This is a genomic window from Burkholderia sp. Bp9016, assembly GCF_003857765.1.
Classification (GTDB): Bacteria; Pseudomonadota; Gammaproteobacteria; order Burkholderiales; family Burkholderiaceae; genus Burkholderia.
Genome location: NZ_QTPY01000016.1, coordinates 15212 through 32651, shown reverse-complemented (window position 1 = coordinate 32651; position 17440 = coordinate 15212). Strand labels below are relative to the sequence as shown.

16 protein-coding genes are annotated in these 17440 nt (G+C 68.3%); 6 read left to right on the top strand and 10 right to left on the bottom strand.

The window, feature by feature from the left end; translation table 11 throughout:
- Positions 1-22: 22 nt before the first annotated feature.
- Positions 23-1363, bottom strand: a complete 1341-nt coding sequence (locus tag DIE13_RS20155) for an MFS transporter (protein ID WP_124828738.1) — start codon at positions 1361-1363, stop codon at positions 23-25.
- 296 nt (positions 1364-1659) lie between these two features.
- Between DIE13_RS20155 and DIE13_RS20150 the strand changes: the two genes are divergently transcribed.
- Both DIE13_RS20150 and DIE13_RS20145 read left to right on the top strand, forming a co-directional pair.
- Complete coding sequence (locus DIE13_RS20150) at positions 1660-2304, top strand: DUF2239 family protein (RefSeq protein WP_124828737.1); 645 nt, start codon at positions 1660-1662, stop codon at positions 2302-2304.
- 16 nt (positions 2305-2320) lie between these two features.
- Complete coding sequence (locus DIE13_RS20145) at positions 2321-3652, top strand: carotenoid oxygenase family protein (RefSeq protein ID WP_124828736.1); 1332 nt, start codon at positions 2321-2323, stop codon at positions 3650-3652.
- A gap of 32 nt (positions 3653-3684) precedes the next feature.
- Here DIE13_RS20145 and DIE13_RS20140 read toward each other — a convergent pair whose 3' ends face one another.
- The 4 genes from DIE13_RS20140 to DIE13_RS20125 are packed head-to-tail and all read right to left on the bottom strand — an operon-like array spanning position 3685 to position 7943.
- Complete coding sequence (locus tag DIE13_RS20140; protein ID WP_124828735.1) at positions 3685-4851, bottom strand: ABC transporter permease; 1167 nt, start codon at positions 4849-4851, stop codon at positions 3685-3687.
- Positions 4852-4855: 4 nt separating this feature from the next.
- A complete protein-coding gene (locus DIE13_RS20135; RefSeq protein ID WP_124828734.1) occupies positions 4856-6010 on the bottom strand; it encodes an ABC transporter permease in 1155 nt (384 codons plus the stop codon).
- A gap of 18 nt (positions 6011-6028) precedes the next feature.
- Complete coding sequence (locus DIE13_RS20130; protein WP_124828852.1) at positions 6029-6727, bottom strand: ABC transporter ATP-binding protein; 699 nt, start codon at positions 6725-6727, stop codon at positions 6029-6031.
- 10 nt (positions 6728-6737) lie between these two features.
- Positions 6738-7943 carry an efflux RND transporter periplasmic adaptor subunit gene (locus DIE13_RS20125; protein ID WP_124828733.1) on the bottom strand — a complete coding sequence of 402 codons (1206 nt, stop codon included), beginning with the start codon at positions 7941-7943 and terminating at the stop codon, positions 6738-6740.
- 369 nt (positions 7944-8312) lie between these two features.
- On the opposite strand from DIE13_RS20125, the gene DIE13_RS20120 reads away from it, so the two are divergent.
- Positions 8313-8546, top strand: coding sequence for a hypothetical protein (locus tag DIE13_RS20120; RefSeq protein WP_124828732.1), 234 nt, complete (start codon positions 8313-8315; stop codon positions 8544-8546).
- A 79-nt stretch (positions 8547-8625) separates the two neighbouring features.
- Here the strand turns inward: DIE13_RS20120 and DIE13_RS20115 are convergent, their stop codons facing one another.
- The gene (locus DIE13_RS20115) at positions 8626-9387 is read right to left on the bottom strand and encodes a Mut7-C RNAse domain-containing protein (RefSeq protein WP_124828731.1); all 762 of its coding nucleotides are present in this window, start codon (positions 9385-9387) and stop codon (positions 8626-8628) included.
- Between DIE13_RS20115 and DIE13_RS20110 the strand changes: the two genes are divergently transcribed.
- Entirely contained in the window at positions 9277-10353 is a 1077-nt protein-coding gene (locus tag DIE13_RS20110) for an NAD(P)-dependent oxidoreductase (protein ID WP_311768336.1), read from the top strand. The genes DIE13_RS20115 and DIE13_RS20110 overlap by 111 nt on opposite strands.
- 71 nt (positions 10354-10424) lie before the next feature.
- A complete protein-coding gene (locus DIE13_RS20105) occupies positions 10425-11060 on the top strand; it encodes a LysE family translocator (protein ID WP_124828729.1) in 636 nt (211 codons plus the stop codon).
- Between the two features lie 73 nt (positions 11061-11133).
- On the opposite strand, the gene DIE13_RS20100 is transcribed toward DIE13_RS20105, so the two are convergent.
- On the bottom strand, positions 11134-12405 hold the full coding sequence (locus tag DIE13_RS20100; protein WP_124828728.1) for an MFS transporter: 1272 nt from the start codon (positions 12403-12405) through the stop codon (positions 11134-11136).
- Positions 12406-12502: 97 nt separating this feature from the next.
- Here DIE13_RS20100 and DIE13_RS20095 point away from each other — a divergent pair, with 97 nt between their 5' ends.
- Positions 12503-13423: a LysR family transcriptional regulator gene (locus DIE13_RS20095; RefSeq protein WP_124828727.1), complete on the top strand. Its 921-nt coding sequence runs from the start codon at positions 12503-12505 to the stop codon at positions 13421-13423.
- Between the two features lie 204 nt (positions 13424-13627).
- Here the strand turns inward: DIE13_RS20095 and DIE13_RS20090 are convergent, their stop codons facing one another.
- The 3 genes from DIE13_RS20090 to DIE13_RS20080 form a co-directional block, all read right to left on the bottom strand.
- Positions 13628-14461: an OmpW family protein gene (locus DIE13_RS20090; protein ID WP_124828726.1), complete on the bottom strand. Its 834-nt coding sequence runs from the start codon at positions 14459-14461 to the stop codon at positions 13628-13630.
- A gap of 16 nt (positions 14462-14477) precedes the next feature.
- Positions 14478-15719 (bottom strand): DUF2957 domain-containing protein, encoded by a 1242-nt coding sequence (locus DIE13_RS20085; protein ID WP_124828725.1) that lies wholly within the window; start codon positions 15717-15719, stop codon positions 14478-14480.
- 161 nt (positions 15720-15880) lie between these two features.
- On the bottom strand, positions 15881-17308 hold the full coding sequence (locus DIE13_RS20080) for a DUF2957 domain-containing protein (protein WP_124828724.1): 1428 nt from the start codon (positions 17306-17308) through the stop codon (positions 15881-15883).
- Between the last annotated feature and the right edge of the window lie 132 nt (positions 17309-17440).

The following is a 17440-nucleotide window of genomic DNA, read 5'->3' as shown; positions in this document are numbered from 1 at the left end:
GCACCGGCGCAGCCAGCGCCGTTCATGTCAGCTCGACGCGGCGGATCTCGCCGACGACGAACAGGTAGCAGATCACGGCGACGAGCGCGTGCGCGACGACGTAGACGAGCGCGCCGTTGAACGAGCCGCTGCGGTCGACGATATAGCCGATCGCGATCGGCGTCGTGATGCTGGAAAGGTTGCCGCACGTGTTGAGTAGCGCGCCGCTCAGACCCGCGATCTGGCGCGGCGCGGTATCGGCGTTGACGGCCCAGCCGAGCGCGCCGAGTCCCTTGCCGAAGAACGACAGCGCCATGAACAGCACGACGAGCACGTGCGAGTCGGTGTAGTTGCAGACGATCATCGACATCGACAGCAGCATGCCGATCACGATCGGCACCTTGCGCGCCACCGACAGCGACCGGCCCTGCTTGAGCAGCGCATCGGACACGATGCCGCCGAGTATCCCGCCAAGGAATCCGCACACGGCCGGGATCGACGCGACGAGCCCCGCGTTGAGGATCGACATCCCGCGCGCCTGCACGAGATAGACGGGAAACCACGTGATGAAGAAATAGGTGAGCGCGTTGATGCAGTACTGCGCGACGTACACGCCGACCAGCATCCGGTTTCTCAGGAGCGCCTTCACGTGATGCAGCGACGGGCCGCCGTCGCGCGCGCCCGTCGCCTGGTCGATGTTGACGAGCGCACCGCCTTCGGTGAGGTAGTCGAGCTCCGCGCGGTTGATGCGCGGATGCACCTTCGGGTCGTACATCGTGCGGTTCCACACGAGCACGAACGCGAAGCCGAGCACGCCCATCACCGCGAACACCGACTGCCAGCCGAACGCATGCACGAGCCAGCCCATCAGCGGCGCGAACACGACGGTCGCCGCATATTGCGCGGCATTGAAGATCGCCGACGCGGTGCCGCGCTCGGGTGCCGGGAACCAGGTGGACACGATCCGGCTGTTGGCGGGAAACGACGGCGCCTCGGCCGCGCCGACCAGGAAGCGCAGCCCGAACAGCAGCGCGAACGCGGCGGCGCCGCCGAAGAAGCCGATCGTTCCCTGCAACAGCGTGAACAGTGACCAGAAGAAGATGCTGCATGCATAGACGATGCGCGACCCGAAGCGGTCGAGCAGCCAGCCTCCCGGCAATTGCGCGACCACGTACGACCAGCCGAACGCCGAGAAGATGAAACCGATCTGCACATGGTTCAGGTGCAGCGAACGGGCGAGGGCCGGGCCCGCGATCGCGATCGCCGCGCGATCCGCGTAGTTGATGGTCGTGACGGCGAACAGCACGGCCAGCACGAGCCAGCGCACGCGGGTGCGCCGGGCCGTTGCCGACGCGGACGCCGGCAGCGCTTGAAGCGGATTCATGACTGTCTCCTCCGAATGGCGGAAGGTGCCGTCGTGCGGCAGGCGCGTCGAGTGCGCGCGTTTTTTCGTGCGGTGTTGTCGGCCGAAAGCCGGACGCCGGACTGGCGGGCCGTGCGTCCGGACCATTCTGTCACGGCGAAATATGCGCTTTCATGCCAATTAATGACTTGATCGATTCAAGGTTTGAATTGATGGTCAGCAACAGTGAATAATATTTTTACCCGGGTGATATTGACATTCAATTTATACCCGGATAAAAATAACGTCATTCCGATTCCTGCCAACGGGCAACCACGATGACCTCTTCCACGCTGCTTCCTTCCTATACGGCTTTCGACGGCCATCGGCGCGTTGCGTCCGGCCCGCCCGCGACAGTGGCGCTGGCGGTCCGGCAGGCGGCCGGCGAGGCGATGTCCGGCGCGATCGTGATTTTCGACGACACGACCGGCCGCTCGATCGACCTCGACCTGCGCGGGTCGGCCGACGAAGTGCGGGCGCGCTACGCGCCGCCGCCGGCCGATGCATCTGCCGAAGCCACGCCCTCTGCCTTGACCGGCGAGCCGGCCAGCGCGGGCGAACAGCGTGGTCGCGGCCGTCCGAAGCTCGGCGTCGTGTCGCGCGAAGTCACGTTGCTGCCGCGTCACTGGGACTGGCTTGCCGCGCAGCCGGGCGGCGCGTCGGTCGCGCTGCGCAAGCTCGTCGAGGACGCGCGGCGCACGCATGCGGCGGCCGACCGGCGCCGCGACGCGCAGGCGCGCGCGTACCACTTCATGTCGGCGATCGCGGGCGACTTGCCCGGTTTCGAGGAAGCCGTGCGTGTGCTGTACGCGAACGACCTCGCGCGGATGGCCGAGCTGATCGCCGGCTGGCCGGACGACGTGCGCGACCATGCGCTCGCGCTGGCGCGCGGCGATCTGCCACCGTCGACCGAAGACTGCTGATGGAGCGAGTGACGCGATGACCGTATTCGATCTGAACCGCGGCGGGCTTGCGCCGGTCGCCGACGAAGTCGACCTCGTCGACCTGCGGGTGACCGGCACCATCCCGTCCGAACTCGATGGCACGCTGCTGCGCAACGGCCCGAACCCGCCGGGCGGCCGCTTCGAAGGGAACGACATGTTGTCGTGGTGGCCGGAGGCCGCGATGCTGCACGCGATCGCGTTCGAAAACGGCCGCGCGGCCGGCTACCGCAACCGCTGGGCGCGTACGCAACGCTGGGCCGCCGTGCATGCGCCCGCACAGGCGCCGCATCTGCCCGACACGAATCCGAATGTGAGCGTGATGCAGCACGCGGGTGAATTGCTCGCGCTGTCGGAGGGCGGTGCGCCGTTCGCGATCACCGCCGCGCTCGATTCGCTCGGTGCGAGCGCGCGGCACGCGGGCTTCGGCGGCGGGATGACCGCGCATCCGAAGGTCGATCCGGTGACGGGCGAACTGATCGCGTTTCGCGCGGACTGGCGCGCGCCGTGGCTGCGCTATGGTGTCGCGGACGCGCAGGGCGTGCAGCGCGTCGATATCGAGGTCGACGTGAGCGCGCCGTCGATGATGCACGATCTCGCGATCACCGAAACCCGCAGCCTGCTGCTCGATCTGGGCGTCGGCTACGACTTCTCGATGCTCGAGCAGGGCCACCGGATGCCGCTGCGCTGGCACGACGACCGCGCCGCGCGGATCGGCGTGATTCGGCGCCACGGTGGCGACGTGCGCTGGTTCGGCGTCGAGCCGTGCTTCATCATGCACGTCGTGAACGCGTACGACTGCGACGCGTCGTGCATCGTGCTCGATGCGGTGCGCTATCCATGGTTCCTGCGGCTCGACGCGCGCACGGGCCGCTTTGCCGAGAATCCGGTCGGCGAGCTGTGGCGCTACGTGATCGATACCGCGAACGGGCTGGTCGACGAAGGGCCGCTCGCCGACGGCGGCATCGAGTTGCCGCGCATCAACGAAAGCCGGACGGGGCGTCGCTACCGCTACCTGTATGCGGTGGAGCAGCCGAACGCCGCGGAAATGCGCGGCGTGATGCGCTTCGACCACGCGCGCGGCACCAGCACGCATTACAGGGTACCGGCCGGCGACCAGAACGGCGAGCCGGTGTTCGTGCCGCGTCCGGGCGGCGCCGACGAAGACGACGGCTGGTTGCTGGTAGTGGTCTACCGCGCGGCGACGGATACGAGCGACGTCGTGATCCTCGATGCGCGCGCGATCGATGCAGGGCCGGTCGCGACCGTGCACCTGCCGCGCCGCGTGCCGGCCGGGTTCCACGGCGCATGGGTGCCGCGCGAACGATGACCGCGAGCGGTGACCTTGAGCGGCTGCGCGCGTCACTGCGCGCGCAGCGCGTCGACGATGTTCAGCCGCGCGGCGCGCATCGCCGGCAGGAACCCGCCGACGAGCCCCATCACCAGCGAGAACAGCAGCGTCTTCACGACGATCGCCGGCGTCAGCACGAAACGGAACGACAGGTCCGAGAACGTCTGGAAGTTGGTCGTCGAGAACGACGCGAACCCCATCAGCGATGCGCACGCGAGCCCCGCGACGCCGCCGACGAAGCCGAGCAGCAGCGCTTCCAGCAGGAACGCGGCGAGTACGTTCATGCGCTTGAAGCCGAGCGCGCGCAGCGTGCCGATCTCGGCGGTGCGGTTCGCGACCGATGCGTACATCGTGATCATCGCGCCGATCATCGCGGCGATCGAGAAGATCGTCGACAGCGTGATGCCGAGGATGTTGATGAAGGTCGACAGCGCCTTCGACTGGTCGCCGTAGAAGGTCTGCTCGCGCTTCGCTTCGTCGGTCAGGCGCGGATCGACGTCGATGTCGGCCTTGAATCGCGCGAAGCCGTCGGCGCTCGGGATGCGCAGCACCATCGACGAATAGCTGGTGCGCCGGAACGACTGCATCAGTTGATCGACGTCGCCCCAGATCTCCGAATCGAAGCCGCTGCCGCCCGCGTCGAACACGCCGACGACCGTCCAGTCGCGCTGCGCGAAATGCAGACTGTCGCCGAGCTGCGTGCCGCTGAAGCCTTTCGCGATCGCGCTGCCGACGATGATCTCCGACGAGCCCGGCGCGAACGGGCGGCCGGCCACGAGCTTCACGCGCGGACGCAGCGCGAGGCCGGCCGGCGACACCCCGCGGATCACGACGTTCGACGGCTTGCCGGTCGACGTCTTCACGAGCGAGATCAGCACGACGGCTTCCTTCGACACGAGCGGCCGGCCGTCGGGGCCGAGCGCGACGGCCGGATGCATTTCGAGCGCGTTCGCCTGCTGATGGTCGATCGAGCTTTGAATCTCGGTTTCCGCGCCTTTGCGGATCACCACGACGTTGTCCGGTTCACCGGTCGACACGAGCGTCTGCGTGAGCCCCGCATCGAGCATCTGCACCGTTGCGAACACGAAGATCACGAGCGCCATCCCGCCCGCGGTGAGCGCGGTGGTGAGTCGCCGGGTCCACAGGTTGCGCGCGATGTAGGTGAGCGGAATCGCCATGCGTCTACCCGATCGCCCGCAGGCCTTCGACCACGCGCACCCGTGCGGCCTGCCACGCCGGCACGAGCGCGGCCGCGATGCCGACCGCGACCGAACACGCGGCCTGCAGCGCCATCGTTTCGGTCGATACCCTGAACACCGGGAAGATGCCGCCCGCCGCCTGCTTGAAGAGGCTCGCGGCCGGCGGCGTCGCGAGCATCCCGAGCCCGCCGCCGGCCACCGCGATCACGACCGATTCGCCGAATACGATCAGTGCGAGAAAGCCGGGACCGAAGCCGAGCGCCTTCAGCGTCGCGTATTCGGCGGTGCGCTCGCGCGCGCTCATCGCCATCGCGTTGGCCATCACGGCCATGATGATCAGGATCACGACATACGACACGACGCGGATCGCCGCGATGATCTGGTTCGACATCGCGACGAAGCCGAGCTGGAACGCCTGTTCGGTCTCGGTCAGCGTCTCGGCGAGCGAGTTCTTGAAGACGGCATCGACGTTGCGCGCAATGGTGGCGCCGTCGTCCGGGTTCGCGACGCCGACCACGAACACGCCGACCTGGTCGGCCTGCTTCGGCGTGCGCTTGCGCACCGTCTCGTTCAGGTAGTCCCAGTGGAACACCAGCTGACGCGTGATCGTCGAATCGTCGCGGCCGTCGAGGATCCCGCGCACGACGAAGTCCCACGTGCCGGGGTAGATCGTTCCCTTCAGCGGAATCACGTCGCCGACCTTGAAGCCGAACTGCGTCGCGAGCTGGCGCCCGACGAGGCAGCCGCGACGATCGCGGTCGTAGTCGGCGCGCTGCTGCGCCGGGAGAATGAATTCGGGGTAGAGATCGAGGTAGTTGTCCGACACCGCGAAGCTCGCGAAGAAGTTCTTCGGATCGCGATACACGCCGCCGAACCAGTTCGAGCGGACCACAGTCGTCACGCCGTCGACGCCGCGAATGCGGTTCTCGTAGCTGACCGGCAGCGGGAACACGAGCGAGATCGCGTTGCGCGTGACGAGCCGTCCGCTCGACGCGGCGGCCGCGCCCGCGTACCACGCGTCGACGACGGTATGCAGCAGCCCGAACGCCAGCACCGCGATGGTCAGCCCGAGCAATGTCAGCAGCGTGCGCAGCCGGTGCCGCAGCGTATTTCGTGCGATCAGCTTCAGCACGTACATCGTGCGCGCTCCCGTCGCTCAGACGGCGTGCCCATCGATCAGCTCCCCTTTTTCCAGATGCACGAGCGATTGCGCGGCGCCGGCCGCATGCGCGTCGTGGGTCACCATGATGATGGTCTTGCCGAGCTCGGCGTTCATTCGTTGCAGCATTGCGAGCACGTCGGTGGCCGATGCGCGGTCGAGGTCGCCGGTCGGCTCGTCGGCGACGATCAGCACGGGGTCGGTGATCAGTGCACGCGCGATCGCGACGCGCTGCTGCTGGCCGCCCGACAGTTCGGACGGGTAATGGCTCGTCCGGTCGCCCAGATTCACCATGTCGAGCACCATCTCGACGCGCTCGCGCCGCTCGCGGCGCGACAGGTGCGTGAGCATCAGCGGCAGCTCGACGTTCTCGAACGCGGTCAGCACCGGCATCAGGTTGTAGAACTGGAAGATGAAGCCGACGTTCGCCGCGCGCCATTCGGCCAGTTGCGCCTCCTCGAGCTGCGAGATGTCCAGGCCGCCCACGCGCAACTCGCCGCTGTCGGGGCGGTCGATGCCGGCGATGAGATTGAGCAGCGTGCTCTTGCCGGAGCCCGATGGCCCCATCAGCGCGACGAAGTCGCCTTCGCCGATGTCGAGCGTGATGTCGGTCAGCACCGGCACGACCTGGTTGCCGCGCCGGTACGACTTCGCGACGTGGCTGATCTCGACGAGGGGCGGCGATGCGTCGTTCACGCGCGCCACGCTATTTCTTCGCGACGGTCACTTTCGCGCCGTCCTTCAGCTTCGCACCCGGCGCGAGTACGACCGTGTCGCCAGGCTTTACGCCGCGGATCGCGACCAGCTCGCCGATCCGCGTGCCGGCCGTCACCGTCGTCGCGTGCACGGTGTCGTCCTTCACGACGAATACGACCGGCCGGCCGTCGCGCTCGACCACCGCGCTCGCCTGCACGGCCGTCACCGGCTGCCGGTCCTGCGGCGTCGCCGGCTTCGACAGGAACGCGATCTTCGCGCTCATGTCGGGCAGCACGCGCTCGTCGCGGTCGACGAAACGCACTTTCACGAGCACGGTCGCCTTCGAGCGGTCGACGGTCGGCACGATGCGCGACACGCGGCCCGCGAAGCGCATGTCCGGCAGCGCGTCGAGCTGGATCTCGCACGGCTGTTCGGCGCGGATCTTCGCGATGTTCGATTCGGCGACGTCGGCTTCGACCTCGAGCGTGTCCATGTCGGCGATCGTCACGACCGCGCCCTTGCTGTCCGACGCGGACGAGAACGGCGTGATGTTGTCGCCGACGTTCGCGTGCTTCGCGAGCACGATCCCGTCGAACGGCGCGCGGATCACCGTCTGGTCGACCGCGACCTGCGCGGCCTGCGCGTTGGCTTCGGCGGACGCGATCGCGGCCTGGTCGCTGTTGACCGATGCGCGCGCCTTGTTCACGCGGGCCGTGTCGGTGTCGAGCTGGGCGGCCGGCACGGCGCCCTTCGGCGCAAGCACCGAGGTGCGGCGCAGCGCGATCTCGGCATCCTTCAACTCGGCCTGCTCGACGCCGAGGTTTGCGTGGGCGACCTTCACCTGTGCAAGCGCCTGCGCGAGCGACGCCTCGACGTCGCTGCTTTCGAGCCGCGCGATGATCTCGTCCTTCTTCACGCGCGTGCCTTCCAGCACGCCGAGCCACTCGACGCGCCCCTGGCCCTTCGACGCGACCGCGGCCTTGCGCTGCGGCACGACGTAGCCGGTCGCATTGAGCTGCGTGTCGTTCTGGTAGGGGTAGGCGGACGTGACGGATGTCGTGTCGACCGTAGGCCGGCCGGTGAGGAGGAGCGCGGCGACGATCGCGGCAACCAGGATTGCGGTCGCGACCACATGGCGGACCCACCGGCGCCGGCGTGGCGCGGGCGCGATCGGACGCCGGTCGATTTTCAGTTTGTCCAGATTGTGATCGGGCAATTTGGGCGCCTCGCGACGGCGGCGGTCTCATGACCGGCCGCGATCCGGTTGGAACGGAAGGAGGCCAGTATAGCGTTGCTGCGGCGGGCGCGAGAGCCGGTTTGTCGGACGATTGGCGCGGGCCCGGGCGGCACGTCGGGCGGGCCCGCAACCTGCGCCTCCGGGGAAACCCGAGGGTTGCAAGGAACGTGTCAACTGGCCGCGCGGGCGGTGCGTTATGGAGCCAGTGCGTCAGTATTTGTCGAGGCGAAAAGGCGAGAGCCGAGCCGCCCGGCGGCGACCGTGAACCCGGCGCGACTGACGTTCCGATGCGGATGCCTCGCATCTTTTACCGGTACGTTTGACTTTTTCTCCGTTAAAGGAAGAACAATGAAGAAGACGCTCGCTTCGATCATGACCGCAGCATTCGCTCTCGCATCGGTTTCGGCATTCGCACAGGCGTCCGCGCCGGCCGCCGACACGTCGGCTGCTGCGCCGGCACCGATGAAGAAGGATCACAGCAAGCCGAAGCACATGCTGAAGCACCACGGCTCGGCAAAGGGCAAGGCGAAGGCCGCAGCCGCATCGGCCGCCGGTACGAACGACTCAGGCGCAGCGAACTAAGCGCGTCTCGTCGGGGCCGGCACCGCCGGCCGCCCGTCGCGAAACCCCGCACGCTTTCGGCATGCGGGGTTTTGTTTTTTCAGGCGTCTGGAATGTCCGGCGCGTCGGCCGGTGGCGCGCGCATCGCGTCGACCACCGTGCGCATGCGCCGCCAGTGCGAGCCTTCCCAGAACACGCGCCCGCACACGTCGCACGCGGCAAAGCGCCGGTGCCGCTGGCGTATGCCGGGCGGCACCCGCGACGCGGCAGCTGCCGCCTCCAGCGGGTGCAGCGGCGCGTTGCAGCGCAGGCACAGCCGGAACGGCCGCATGTGCGGCGCGAGGTCCAGCCGCCCGAACAGCTCGCGCAATTGCTCGGCCGGCTGCTGCGCATGCAGGTAGCAGCCGCGTACGATCGCGCGGCGCTTGAGCAGCTCGCGGTCGCGGGTCAGCACGATGCGGTCTTCGCGCGCGGCGAGCGCGACGAGCTCGTCGTCGCGGTAGTGATTGTCGTAACAGGTGTCGAAGCCGGCGAGCCGCAGCAACTGCGCGAGGCCGCCGAGATGTGCGTCGGCGACGAAGCGCCACCGGTCCGGCTGCGGCGCGGGCGCGCCGTTCGCGGCTTGCCTGGCGCGCTGCGGGTGGATGTCGACGCGCTCGCCGTCGCCGAGCGGCCGGTCGAGGTCGGCCGGCGCGCCGTCTACGCAAAGCTGACCGATTTCCGTATGCGGGACGCCGAGCGCCTCGATCGCATGCTTGAGCGTTGCGTCGCGCGCAAACGCATGCGTGAACGCGCACTCGCGCCGCGCCCGCGCGAGAAACGCGTTCAGTTCGCCGTGGAAGCGGAAGGTCGCGGTCGCCATTCGTCCAGTATCGCACCGCGCACGGCCGGCCGCGGCCGCTGCAAGCCGTCGTCATCTGTGTTTAACTCGCGGCTTCATGGATCGAAGGAGCGGGCAATGGATCTGGGATTTATCGGGCTGGGCGAAATGGGGCAGGCGATCGCGGCGAACCTGCTGAAGGCGGGGCACACCGTGCGTGTCTGGAACCGGTCGCGCGAGCGCGCCGAGCCGCTCGCGGCACTCGGTGCGCAGATCGTTGCGTCGCCAGCCGATGCGTTTCGCGGCGACGCCGTGTTCTCGATGCTCGCCGACGATGCGGCCGCGCGCGAAGTGTTCGACGACGCGCTGCTCGCGCAGGCACCGCGCGGCCTGATCCACGTGAACATGGCGACGGTCTCCGTCGCACTGGCCGAATCGCTCGCGCACGCGCATGCGTCGCGCGGGCTCGACTACGTGGCCGCACCCGTGATGGGGCGCCCGGACGTCGCGGCCGCCGCGCGCCTGACGATCATGGCCGGCGGCCCGGCCGAGGCGATCGACCGCGTGCAGCCCCTGTTCGACGCGATCGGCCAGAAAACCTGGCGGTTCGGTTCGCTGCCGCAGCACGCGAACGTCGCGAAGATCGCGGCGAACTTCACGCTCGCGTCGGCGATCGAGACGCTCGGCGAGGCGTCCGCGCTGCTCGGCGCGCACGGCGTTGCGATGCGCGATTTCCTCGACGTGATCACGAACAGCGTGTTTCCCGGGCCGGTCTACCAGGGCTACGGCGGGATGATCGCCGAGCGCAGCTACGAACCCGCGCGCTTCAAGGCGCGGCTTGGCCTGAAGGACGTCCGGCTCGCGCTGGAAGCCGGCGACGCGGCGGCGGTGCCGCTGCCGGTGGCGAGCGTCGTGCGCGACAGCCTGCTCGACGCACTCGCGCACGGCGGCGGCGACCAGGACTTCGCGGTGCTCGGCGAAGTCGCGCTGCGCCGCGCGGGCCGCTGAGCCGGCGCGCGACAGAAGCGCGGCACACGCGGCATAATCGACGTTTCGTTTTTCTTTCGGTCGAGGCGGTCATGAACCTGCATACGTGGTGGCTTTTCGTGGCGACGGTGTTCGTCGTGTCGGCGATTCCGGGCCCGAACATGCTGCTCGTGATGACGCACGGCGCGCGGCACGGGCTGCGCCGCTCGTCGTCAACGATGGCCGGCTGCCTGAGTGCGCTGGTGCTGATGCTGTCGGTGTCGGCGGCGGGCCTCGGCGCGGTCCTGGAGGCATGGCCGGCGATGTTCAACGCGTTGCGCTTCGCGGGCGCCGCCTATCTGATCTATCTCGGCGTCAAGGCGTGGCGCGCACGCGTCGACGACGCGCCGGCCGCCGACGTCGACGCGGTGTCGCCGGGCGCGTCGGCATCGCGTCTGGCGCTGTTCCGCAATGGCTTCCTGGTCGCGGGCAGCAACCCGAAGGCGATCCTGTTCGCGGCCGCGCTGCTGCCGCAGTTCATTAACGCGTCGGAGCCGACGCTGCCGCAGTTCGGCATCCTGGTCGTCACGTTCGCGGTGATCGAGGTGAGCTGGTATCTCGTCTACGCGTCGTTCGGCACGCGGATCGGCGCGACGCTGAAGAGCCAAAGCGTCGCGAAGATCTTCAATCGGCTGACGGGCGGCATCTTCGTCGGTTTCGGCGCGATGATGGCGCTGGTCCGTCACTGATTCCGGGCCTCGCGGCCTGCGCAACGCCCCGCGCCTCGTCAGAGGGCGGGGCGTTTGCACATCCGGCCTCGGCCTATGCGCGCGGCAATGCGGCCGCACCGGTCCGGCGCGCGGCCGACAGACCGAACCCCGCGGCCGCGCCGGCGAACGCGAAGCCGACGCCGCACACGGCGCTCCATCCGCCCCACGCCCACGCGCTGCCCGCGAGCGCCGCGCCGAGTGCGCCGCCGACGAAAAACAGCCCGACGAACAAGCCGTTCAGGCGCCCGCGCGCAGCCGGGTTCAGCAGGTTGATGGCGCGCCGGCCGATCGTCTGGTCGACGATCACGCCCGCGTCGAGCAGCGCCGCGCCGCCGGCCAGCAGTGCCAGCGCGACGCCGCGATGCGCGTGCACGTCGAAGCCGAACCAGCCGGCGCCGGCGACACCGAGCACGGCGAGCGCCACGAGCATCGTCACGTGCGCGATGCGCTGCGCGGCCGGGCCGTGGCCGCGATCGCCTGCGCGGCCGGCGAGCGGCGTGACGATCGCGCCGCTCGCGCCGGCGAACGCGAACAGCGCGATCCCGTGCAGGTCGAGGCCGAACGGCGGCTGCGCGAGCCGCAGCCCGATGGCCGTCCAGAACGCGCTGAACGCCGCCATCGCGAGTGCGGCCGACAGCGCATGCCGGCGCAGCACCGGTTCGTCGGCGAGCAGCCGGCCCATCGACGCGAGCAGCGTGCGATAGCCGGCCGTCACCGCCGGTTGGCGCACCGGCAACCGCAGTGCCAGCACGATGGCGATCGCCACATTCGCGAGCGCGGCCAGCGCGTAGAACGCCCGCCAGCCCGCCGTGCCCGCGATCAGGCTTGCGAGCGGCCGCGACAGCAGGATGCCGAGCATCAGTCCGCTCATCACGTTGCCGACCGCACGGCCGCGCTGTGCTTCGGGCGCCATCGACGCGGCCATTGGCACCAGCATCTGGATCACGCTCGACGCGGCGCCGGCGATCAGCGTCGCGACCAGGAACACGGCGCCCGAGCGCGTGAACGCCGGCAGCGTGAGCGCCGCCGCGCAAGCGACGAGCGTCGCGACGATCAGCCGGCGGTTTTCGCGCAGGTCGACGAGCGGCACCAGCAGTACCAGGCCGGCCGCGTAGCCGAGCTGCGGCAGCATCGCGACGAGGCCGGTGAGGCCGGGCGGCAGGCGCAGGTCGGCACTGATCGGGCCCGTCAGCGGTTGCGCGGCGAACAGGTCCATCACGATCACGCCGACCGTCGCGGCGAAGAAGAGCGTCATGCCCGTGCTCAGCGCGGGCGGTGCGCCGCGGCGCATGGCGGCAGGACAGGAATCGGCAGGGCAGTTCATCGGAAGCCTGGGGGGAGGAGCGAAGGAATCCCCATCGTAGGTGGCCGATGTTTATGCGACAATTGAAATATATCTAACATGATTATGCGAGTTTGTTTTGAATACGCGTGACCTCCAGGCGTTCGTCGCGGTAGTCGACAGCGGATCGATGGTCGCCGCTGCCGCGAGGCTCCATCTGACGCAACCGGGCCTTACCCGCCGCGTGCAGAATCTCGAAACGCTGCTGGGCGTGTCGCTGCTCGAACGGCAGAGCAAGCCGCTGAAGCCCACTGCCGCCGGGCGCGACGTCTACGCGCTCGCGCGCAACGTGCTGTGCGCGGTCGACGAGCTGATGGCCGCGGGGGCGCCGGACAGCGAGCCGTCCGGCGAGCTGCGCATCGGCGTGCCGCCGTTCCTGTCCGAACTCGCGCTCGAGCGGCCGATCGACCGGTTGCGCGATGCATTTCCGCGGCTGACGTTGCGCGTGACGGCCGGCTGGTCGCCGGCGCTCGTGCAGGGCATCGAGCGCGGCTCGCTCGATGTCGCGACGGTGATGGTGCCGGCCAGCGCGGCGCTGCCCGACACGCTGGCGGCGACCCTGCTCGGCACGCAGCCGACGGTGCTCGTCGCCGCGCGCGATTTCCCGTTGCCGGACGGTCCGCTATCGCTTGACGTGCTGTCGGGTTTTCCGTGGGTGCTGAGCCAGGACGGCTGCGGAATGCGCTCGGCGCTGAGCCGCGCGCTCGGCTCAGCCGGGTTGCCGTTCGATGTCGCGGTCGAGGCGTTCGGCTCGGAGCTGCAGTTGTCGCTCGTCGCGCGCGGCGCGGGCATCGGCATCGCGCCGCCGAACGCGCTGGCACGCAGCGCGCATCGCGATGCGCTGAGGGTGGTGGAAACGACGGGGCTGGAAACGCGGATCAACGTGTGGATCGTGCACGCCGCGCTGCCGGTCCGCCTGACGCGGCCGGTCGCGCTGCTGGGCGATGCGCTCGGCGACGTGCTCGAGCGGGAAAACATGAAGGGGTCGGATACTGACTAGCGATCTAGAGTGCGCATTCGAGGGAAAATCCTTATTTTCTCTACGGAAATGTTGCAATGCGGAAATCGATTCGCTATAGTTACACCTGTCTCCTCCATGTCTCCTCTGATATGGATTCAGCCCGCCTCTTAGGCGGGCTTTTTTTTGCCCGCGTTTTTGGTGCGGGTCATCCATCTTCCCTCGTTTCGTCCTCCGTCGCCGGCCTCAGAACTTGTACGTCATCCCGACGTAGCTGATGATCGGGTCCGCCTTCAGGTCCGACTTCGACTCGGCGAGCACCGAGCCGTCGGCCGCCTTGATCGTCACCGTCGATGTCGTCTTCAGCGGGATGTACGTCACCGATGCCACCAGCCCGAAATGCTCGGTCATGTTGTATTGCAGGCCCGCGTTGAACACCGGCTGCCACGACGACGACGCCTTTGCCTCCACCGATGTCGTACCCGGCTTGCCCGCGCCCGCCGCGAGAATCGCGCCGAGGTTGTCCTGCGTCTGCTTGATGAAGTTCGTGTTGAGCTGCAGGTCGCTGAACCAGTTGTACGACACGCCGAGGCCGAGGAACGGCCGGAACTTCGCGGTCGCCTGCCCGAAGTAGTACTGCAGGATCACCGCCGGGCTCCACTGCCGCACGCTCTTCACGATCGGGTTGACCGACGCGAGCCCGATGTTCTGCGTGCCCAGCGCGCCGGCAGGGCCGGGCGGCTTGATCGTGCCCTGGCCCGACACCTTGAACACCGGCGGCACGCCGGCCACCGACGTGACCGCGATGTGATCGGTCAGGAAGTGGCTGACCGTCAGGCCGACGGTATCCGCGCCGCTGGTGCGCAGCCCGGTACCCGGCGACGTGAACGACGGCGGCAACCGCAGCGGCGTGTTGATCGGCGTCGGCGCGACGTTGGTCGTCATCGGCGTGCTGCTCTGCTGCGGCATCACGTGGAACCAGCCCAGCGTGACGACGTTGCTGCCGGCGCTCTGCGCGTGCGCCGCGAGCGGCGCCAGGGCGGCGGCGCCGGCCGCCGCGCAGAGAAGGGTCTTCTTCATCACGGCTTGCCTCCTCTTACTGGACGAACGCGCCGATCGTGAAATACGGCGTCGAACCCGCGTTGTCGAGGAAACCGAACACGCCACCCGTGAAGATGAACTTGCCGGTCGGCGTCGTGCTGCTCGCGCCCACGTGGGTCGTCGTGACCGTGCCCGGCACCGCCTGCGTGTAGTCGAGGTTCAGCGCGGTCGCAAGCGATGCCTGCGACGGCTGGAACGGATCGAGCAGCGTGGCCTGCGTGTCGGCCAGAGCGGTGGTGCGGTAGTCGAACTGGCTGTCGACGCCGATGTACTCGCCGTTCTGCGAGCCGAGCGCGATGGTCGTTTGCGGCGCGAGGATCGAGATGCTCGATTCGTCGTCGGCGCTCAGGCCCGGCACGCCGTTGCTGTCCGGCGTCGGGTTCGGGTTCGCGACACCCGTGCGCACAAGGATCGGCACGAGCTGGTTGCGCAGCTTGCCGACGATCATGAAGCCCTTGCCCTGCGGCGTCGCCGACAGCGTCGGCTTCAGCTGGCTCTGGTAGTTGTTGCTCTGGAACGCTCCGCTGCCGTCGGCCGACTGTACGAAATTCGTGCCTTGCTGCGTGCACGCGCCGCCGGCGAACTGGCCGGTCGTGTCGCATTTGGTCCACGAGCCGTCGGCGTTGATCGTCACCTTCGCATCGATCGACGCCGGCGCGAAGTTCTGCGACGGCACTTCGCCGAAGCCGACATGGCTGTACGTGCCCGCGACCTTCGTGATGTCCGTTTCGATCGACGAGAAGCCGATGAACGGGTAGTACGGGAATTTCGTGTCGGGCACCGCGGCCTGACCGAGCACGCCGTTGAACTGGATTTCCTTGCCCGGAATCGTGCCGCCCGCGACGCCTTCGCCGACGAAGATGCGCGCCGGGCGCGACGGATCGAGGCTCGCGCCGTTCAGGCGGAACGCGCACTGGTTCAGCTTGTTGGTCGGCAGCAGCGTTTCCTGCGTGAGCGTGCCGCTGTCGACGGTGCCCGCGCGGGTCGGCGTGACGGTGCCGGTCGTTTCCGGAACCGGCGATTCGACGTAGGTGACCTGCCAGGTCATCTTGGTCGTGTCGAGCTGGACCTTCGCGAGTTCGCCGCTGCCCGCACCGCCCGTGAATACGGTGCTGTAGTCGAGCGACGCGGGGCAGAGCCGGTCTTCGACGAGCGGGGGCGGATTGTCGTCGCCACCGCCGCAGCCGGAAAGAAGGGGGGCGGCAAGGGCCGCCGCCAGAATGAGGTTGCGCTTCATGTTGCTCCTCCAGATTTGTCTTGTACGGCGGCCGGCTCCCTGTCGACCGCTTCTGTTTGCTTGTGCGCGTTGCGCTTGCGTCGTGCCTGACGCCGTCGTGTCGTGCCTTCCTCTCCCTGCCATACGCGGCGGCGCACCGGCCGCCGCCGCGTCCCCGATCGCTACTTGCTGATCTGCGCACCCACGCCGAAGTACGGTGTCGACGATGTCGTCGAATTCGCCGACGTCTGAGTGACGCCGCCGTTCACCGTGCCCTGGATCAGCGCCGCATACAGCCCGCCCGTCGCGATCACCACGCCCGATGCGGACGGGTAGCTCGCGCCGCTCTGCGGCGTGGTCGTTGCGTTCAGCAGGCCTGCCGTCGTCTGACCGTAGTCGAGCGTGAAGCCGTCTTCTTCGGCCTGGGTGGTCGGATTGATGAACGACGCGTTGCTGCCGCGGATCAGTGCGGCCGTGTACTTGAAGTTCGAATCCGCGCCCGCGTAGCCGCCGTCGATTGCGCCGGACTGGATCGCGCTCGCAGCGGCGAGCACCGCGATGCCCGATTCGTCGTCGACCTTTGCGTCGGTGTGCAGCGCCGCATCGGTGCCGAGATACACGTAGCCCGTGCGGACGACCACCGGCACCGTCGCGCCGTTGAGCTGGCCGATCACCATGTGCGCGGTACCCGATTTGCCCGTCGTGCCGACCACCGGGAGCGACGTTTGCGGCAGGATCTGCGGGGCCTGCGTGCTGTCGAGGTAGCTGCCGTTCGCGTTCACCGTCCACGGATTGCCGGTCGTTTCGCAACTGCCGGAGGTCGATGTGCATGCGCCGTTCGCGTCGAACGTCTCGCTCGCGTTGATGCCCTTCGTCGCATAGTTGCCCGACGGCACGAGGTGGTAGAGCAGTGCGTTGTACGTGCCCGGTAGCTTCGTGAGATCGGTCGTCGTGTTCGCGAAGCCGAGGAACGGATAGAAATCGAAGTGGCGGTTCGGCACCTGGCCGACGTTCTTGTAGAGCGGGATACCGGCGAGGCTGATCGTCAGCCCGTCGTACTGGACCGTCGCCCCTGGAATGCCGCCGCCTGCGACACCCATGCCGACCAGCAGCATCGGCGGATTCGCCTGGTTGAAGTCGGCGGCCGTCGAATAGGTCGAGCCGTTCGGCGCGGTACCGGTGCCCGGCGTGAGGACGAACGCGCAGCGCGTCTGTTCGGCTGTCGGCAGCGTGCCCGTTGGCGGGTGGATCACCTTGCCGGTGATGGTCGTGCCGGCGCGGCTCGGCGTGACCGTGCCGGTCGCGAGCGGAATCGGCGATTCGAGCCACTTGAGCGTGTAGGTCATCGCGACCGCGTCGATGTTGACGCTGACGATCTCGCCGCTACCGGCGCCGCCGAGATACGTGCTCTTCACGATGTCGGCGTCCGCCGGGCACAGCGCGCCGCTGACGGGCTGCGATGGCGGCGGCCCTTGCGTGCCGCAGTTCGACCCGGAACATTGTGGTGTGTTGATCGGCGCGGGCGAGCCGCCGTCTCCTCCACCACAGGCAATCAGGAAAGGGGCGATGGCAAAGGCCGTTGCCACCCCCTTCGATAAGGCGTGCGACATGCCGCTGTCTCCAATCGTTTAATTGTGCGAGCTAATGTCGCTGCCTGGGTTTTTGCTGTCAATTGATGAACTCGTCTAAAAAAGGCGATTGAAACGACCTGCATGTTTCAATTCCTTTCCGGATGGGGCTTC

Bases quoted from the DNA above. Each gene is read 5' to 3' on its own strand.
- DIE13_RS20135 (WP_124828734.1), bottom strand. From the start codon at position 6,010: ATGTACGTGCTGAAGCTGATCGCACGAAATACGCTGCGGCACCGGCTG.
- DIE13_RS20100 (WP_124828728.1), bottom strand. From the start codon at position 12,405: ATGAACTGCCCTGCCGATTCCTGTCCTGCCGCCATGCGCCGCGGCGCA.
- DIE13_RS20150 (WP_124828737.1), top strand. From the start codon at position 1,660: ATGACCTCTTCCACGCTGCTTCCTTCCTATACGGCTTTCGACGGCCAT.
- DIE13_RS20115 (WP_124828731.1), bottom strand. From the start codon at position 9,387: ATGGCGACCGCGACCTTCCGCTTCCACGGCGAACTGAACGCGTTTCTC.
- DIE13_RS20145 (WP_124828736.1), top strand. From the start codon at position 2,321: ATGACCGTATTCGATCTGAACCGCGGCGGGCTTGCGCCGGTCGCCGAC.
- DIE13_RS20140 (WP_124828735.1), bottom strand. From the start codon at position 4,851: ATGGCGATTCCGCTCACCTACATCGCGCGCAACCTGTGGACCCGGCGA.
- DIE13_RS20090 (WP_124828726.1), bottom strand. From the start codon at position 14,461: ATGAAGAAGACCCTTCTCTGCGCGGCGGCCGGCGCCGCCGCCCTGGCG.
- DIE13_RS20155 (WP_124828738.1), bottom strand. From the start codon at position 1,363: ATGAATCCGCTTCAAGCGCTGCCGGCGTCCGCGTCGGCAACGGCCCGG.
- DIE13_RS20085 (WP_124828725.1), bottom strand. From the start codon at position 15,719: ATGAAGCGCAACCTCATTCTGGCGGCGGCCCTTGCCGCCCCCCTTCTT.
- DIE13_RS20120 (WP_124828732.1), top strand. From the start codon at position 8,313: ATGAAGAAGACGCTCGCTTCGATCATGACCGCAGCATTCGCTCTCGCA.
- DIE13_RS20110 (WP_311768336.1), top strand. From the start codon at position 9,277: ATGCTTGAGCGTTGCGTCGCGCGCAAACGCATGCGTGAACGCGCACTC.
- DIE13_RS20080 (WP_124828724.1), bottom strand. From the start codon at position 17,308: ATGTCGCACGCCTTATCGAAGGGGGTGGCAACGGCCTTTGCCATCGCC.
- DIE13_RS20105 (WP_124828729.1), top strand. From the start codon at position 10,425: ATGAACCTGCATACGTGGTGGCTTTTCGTGGCGACGGTGTTCGTCGTG.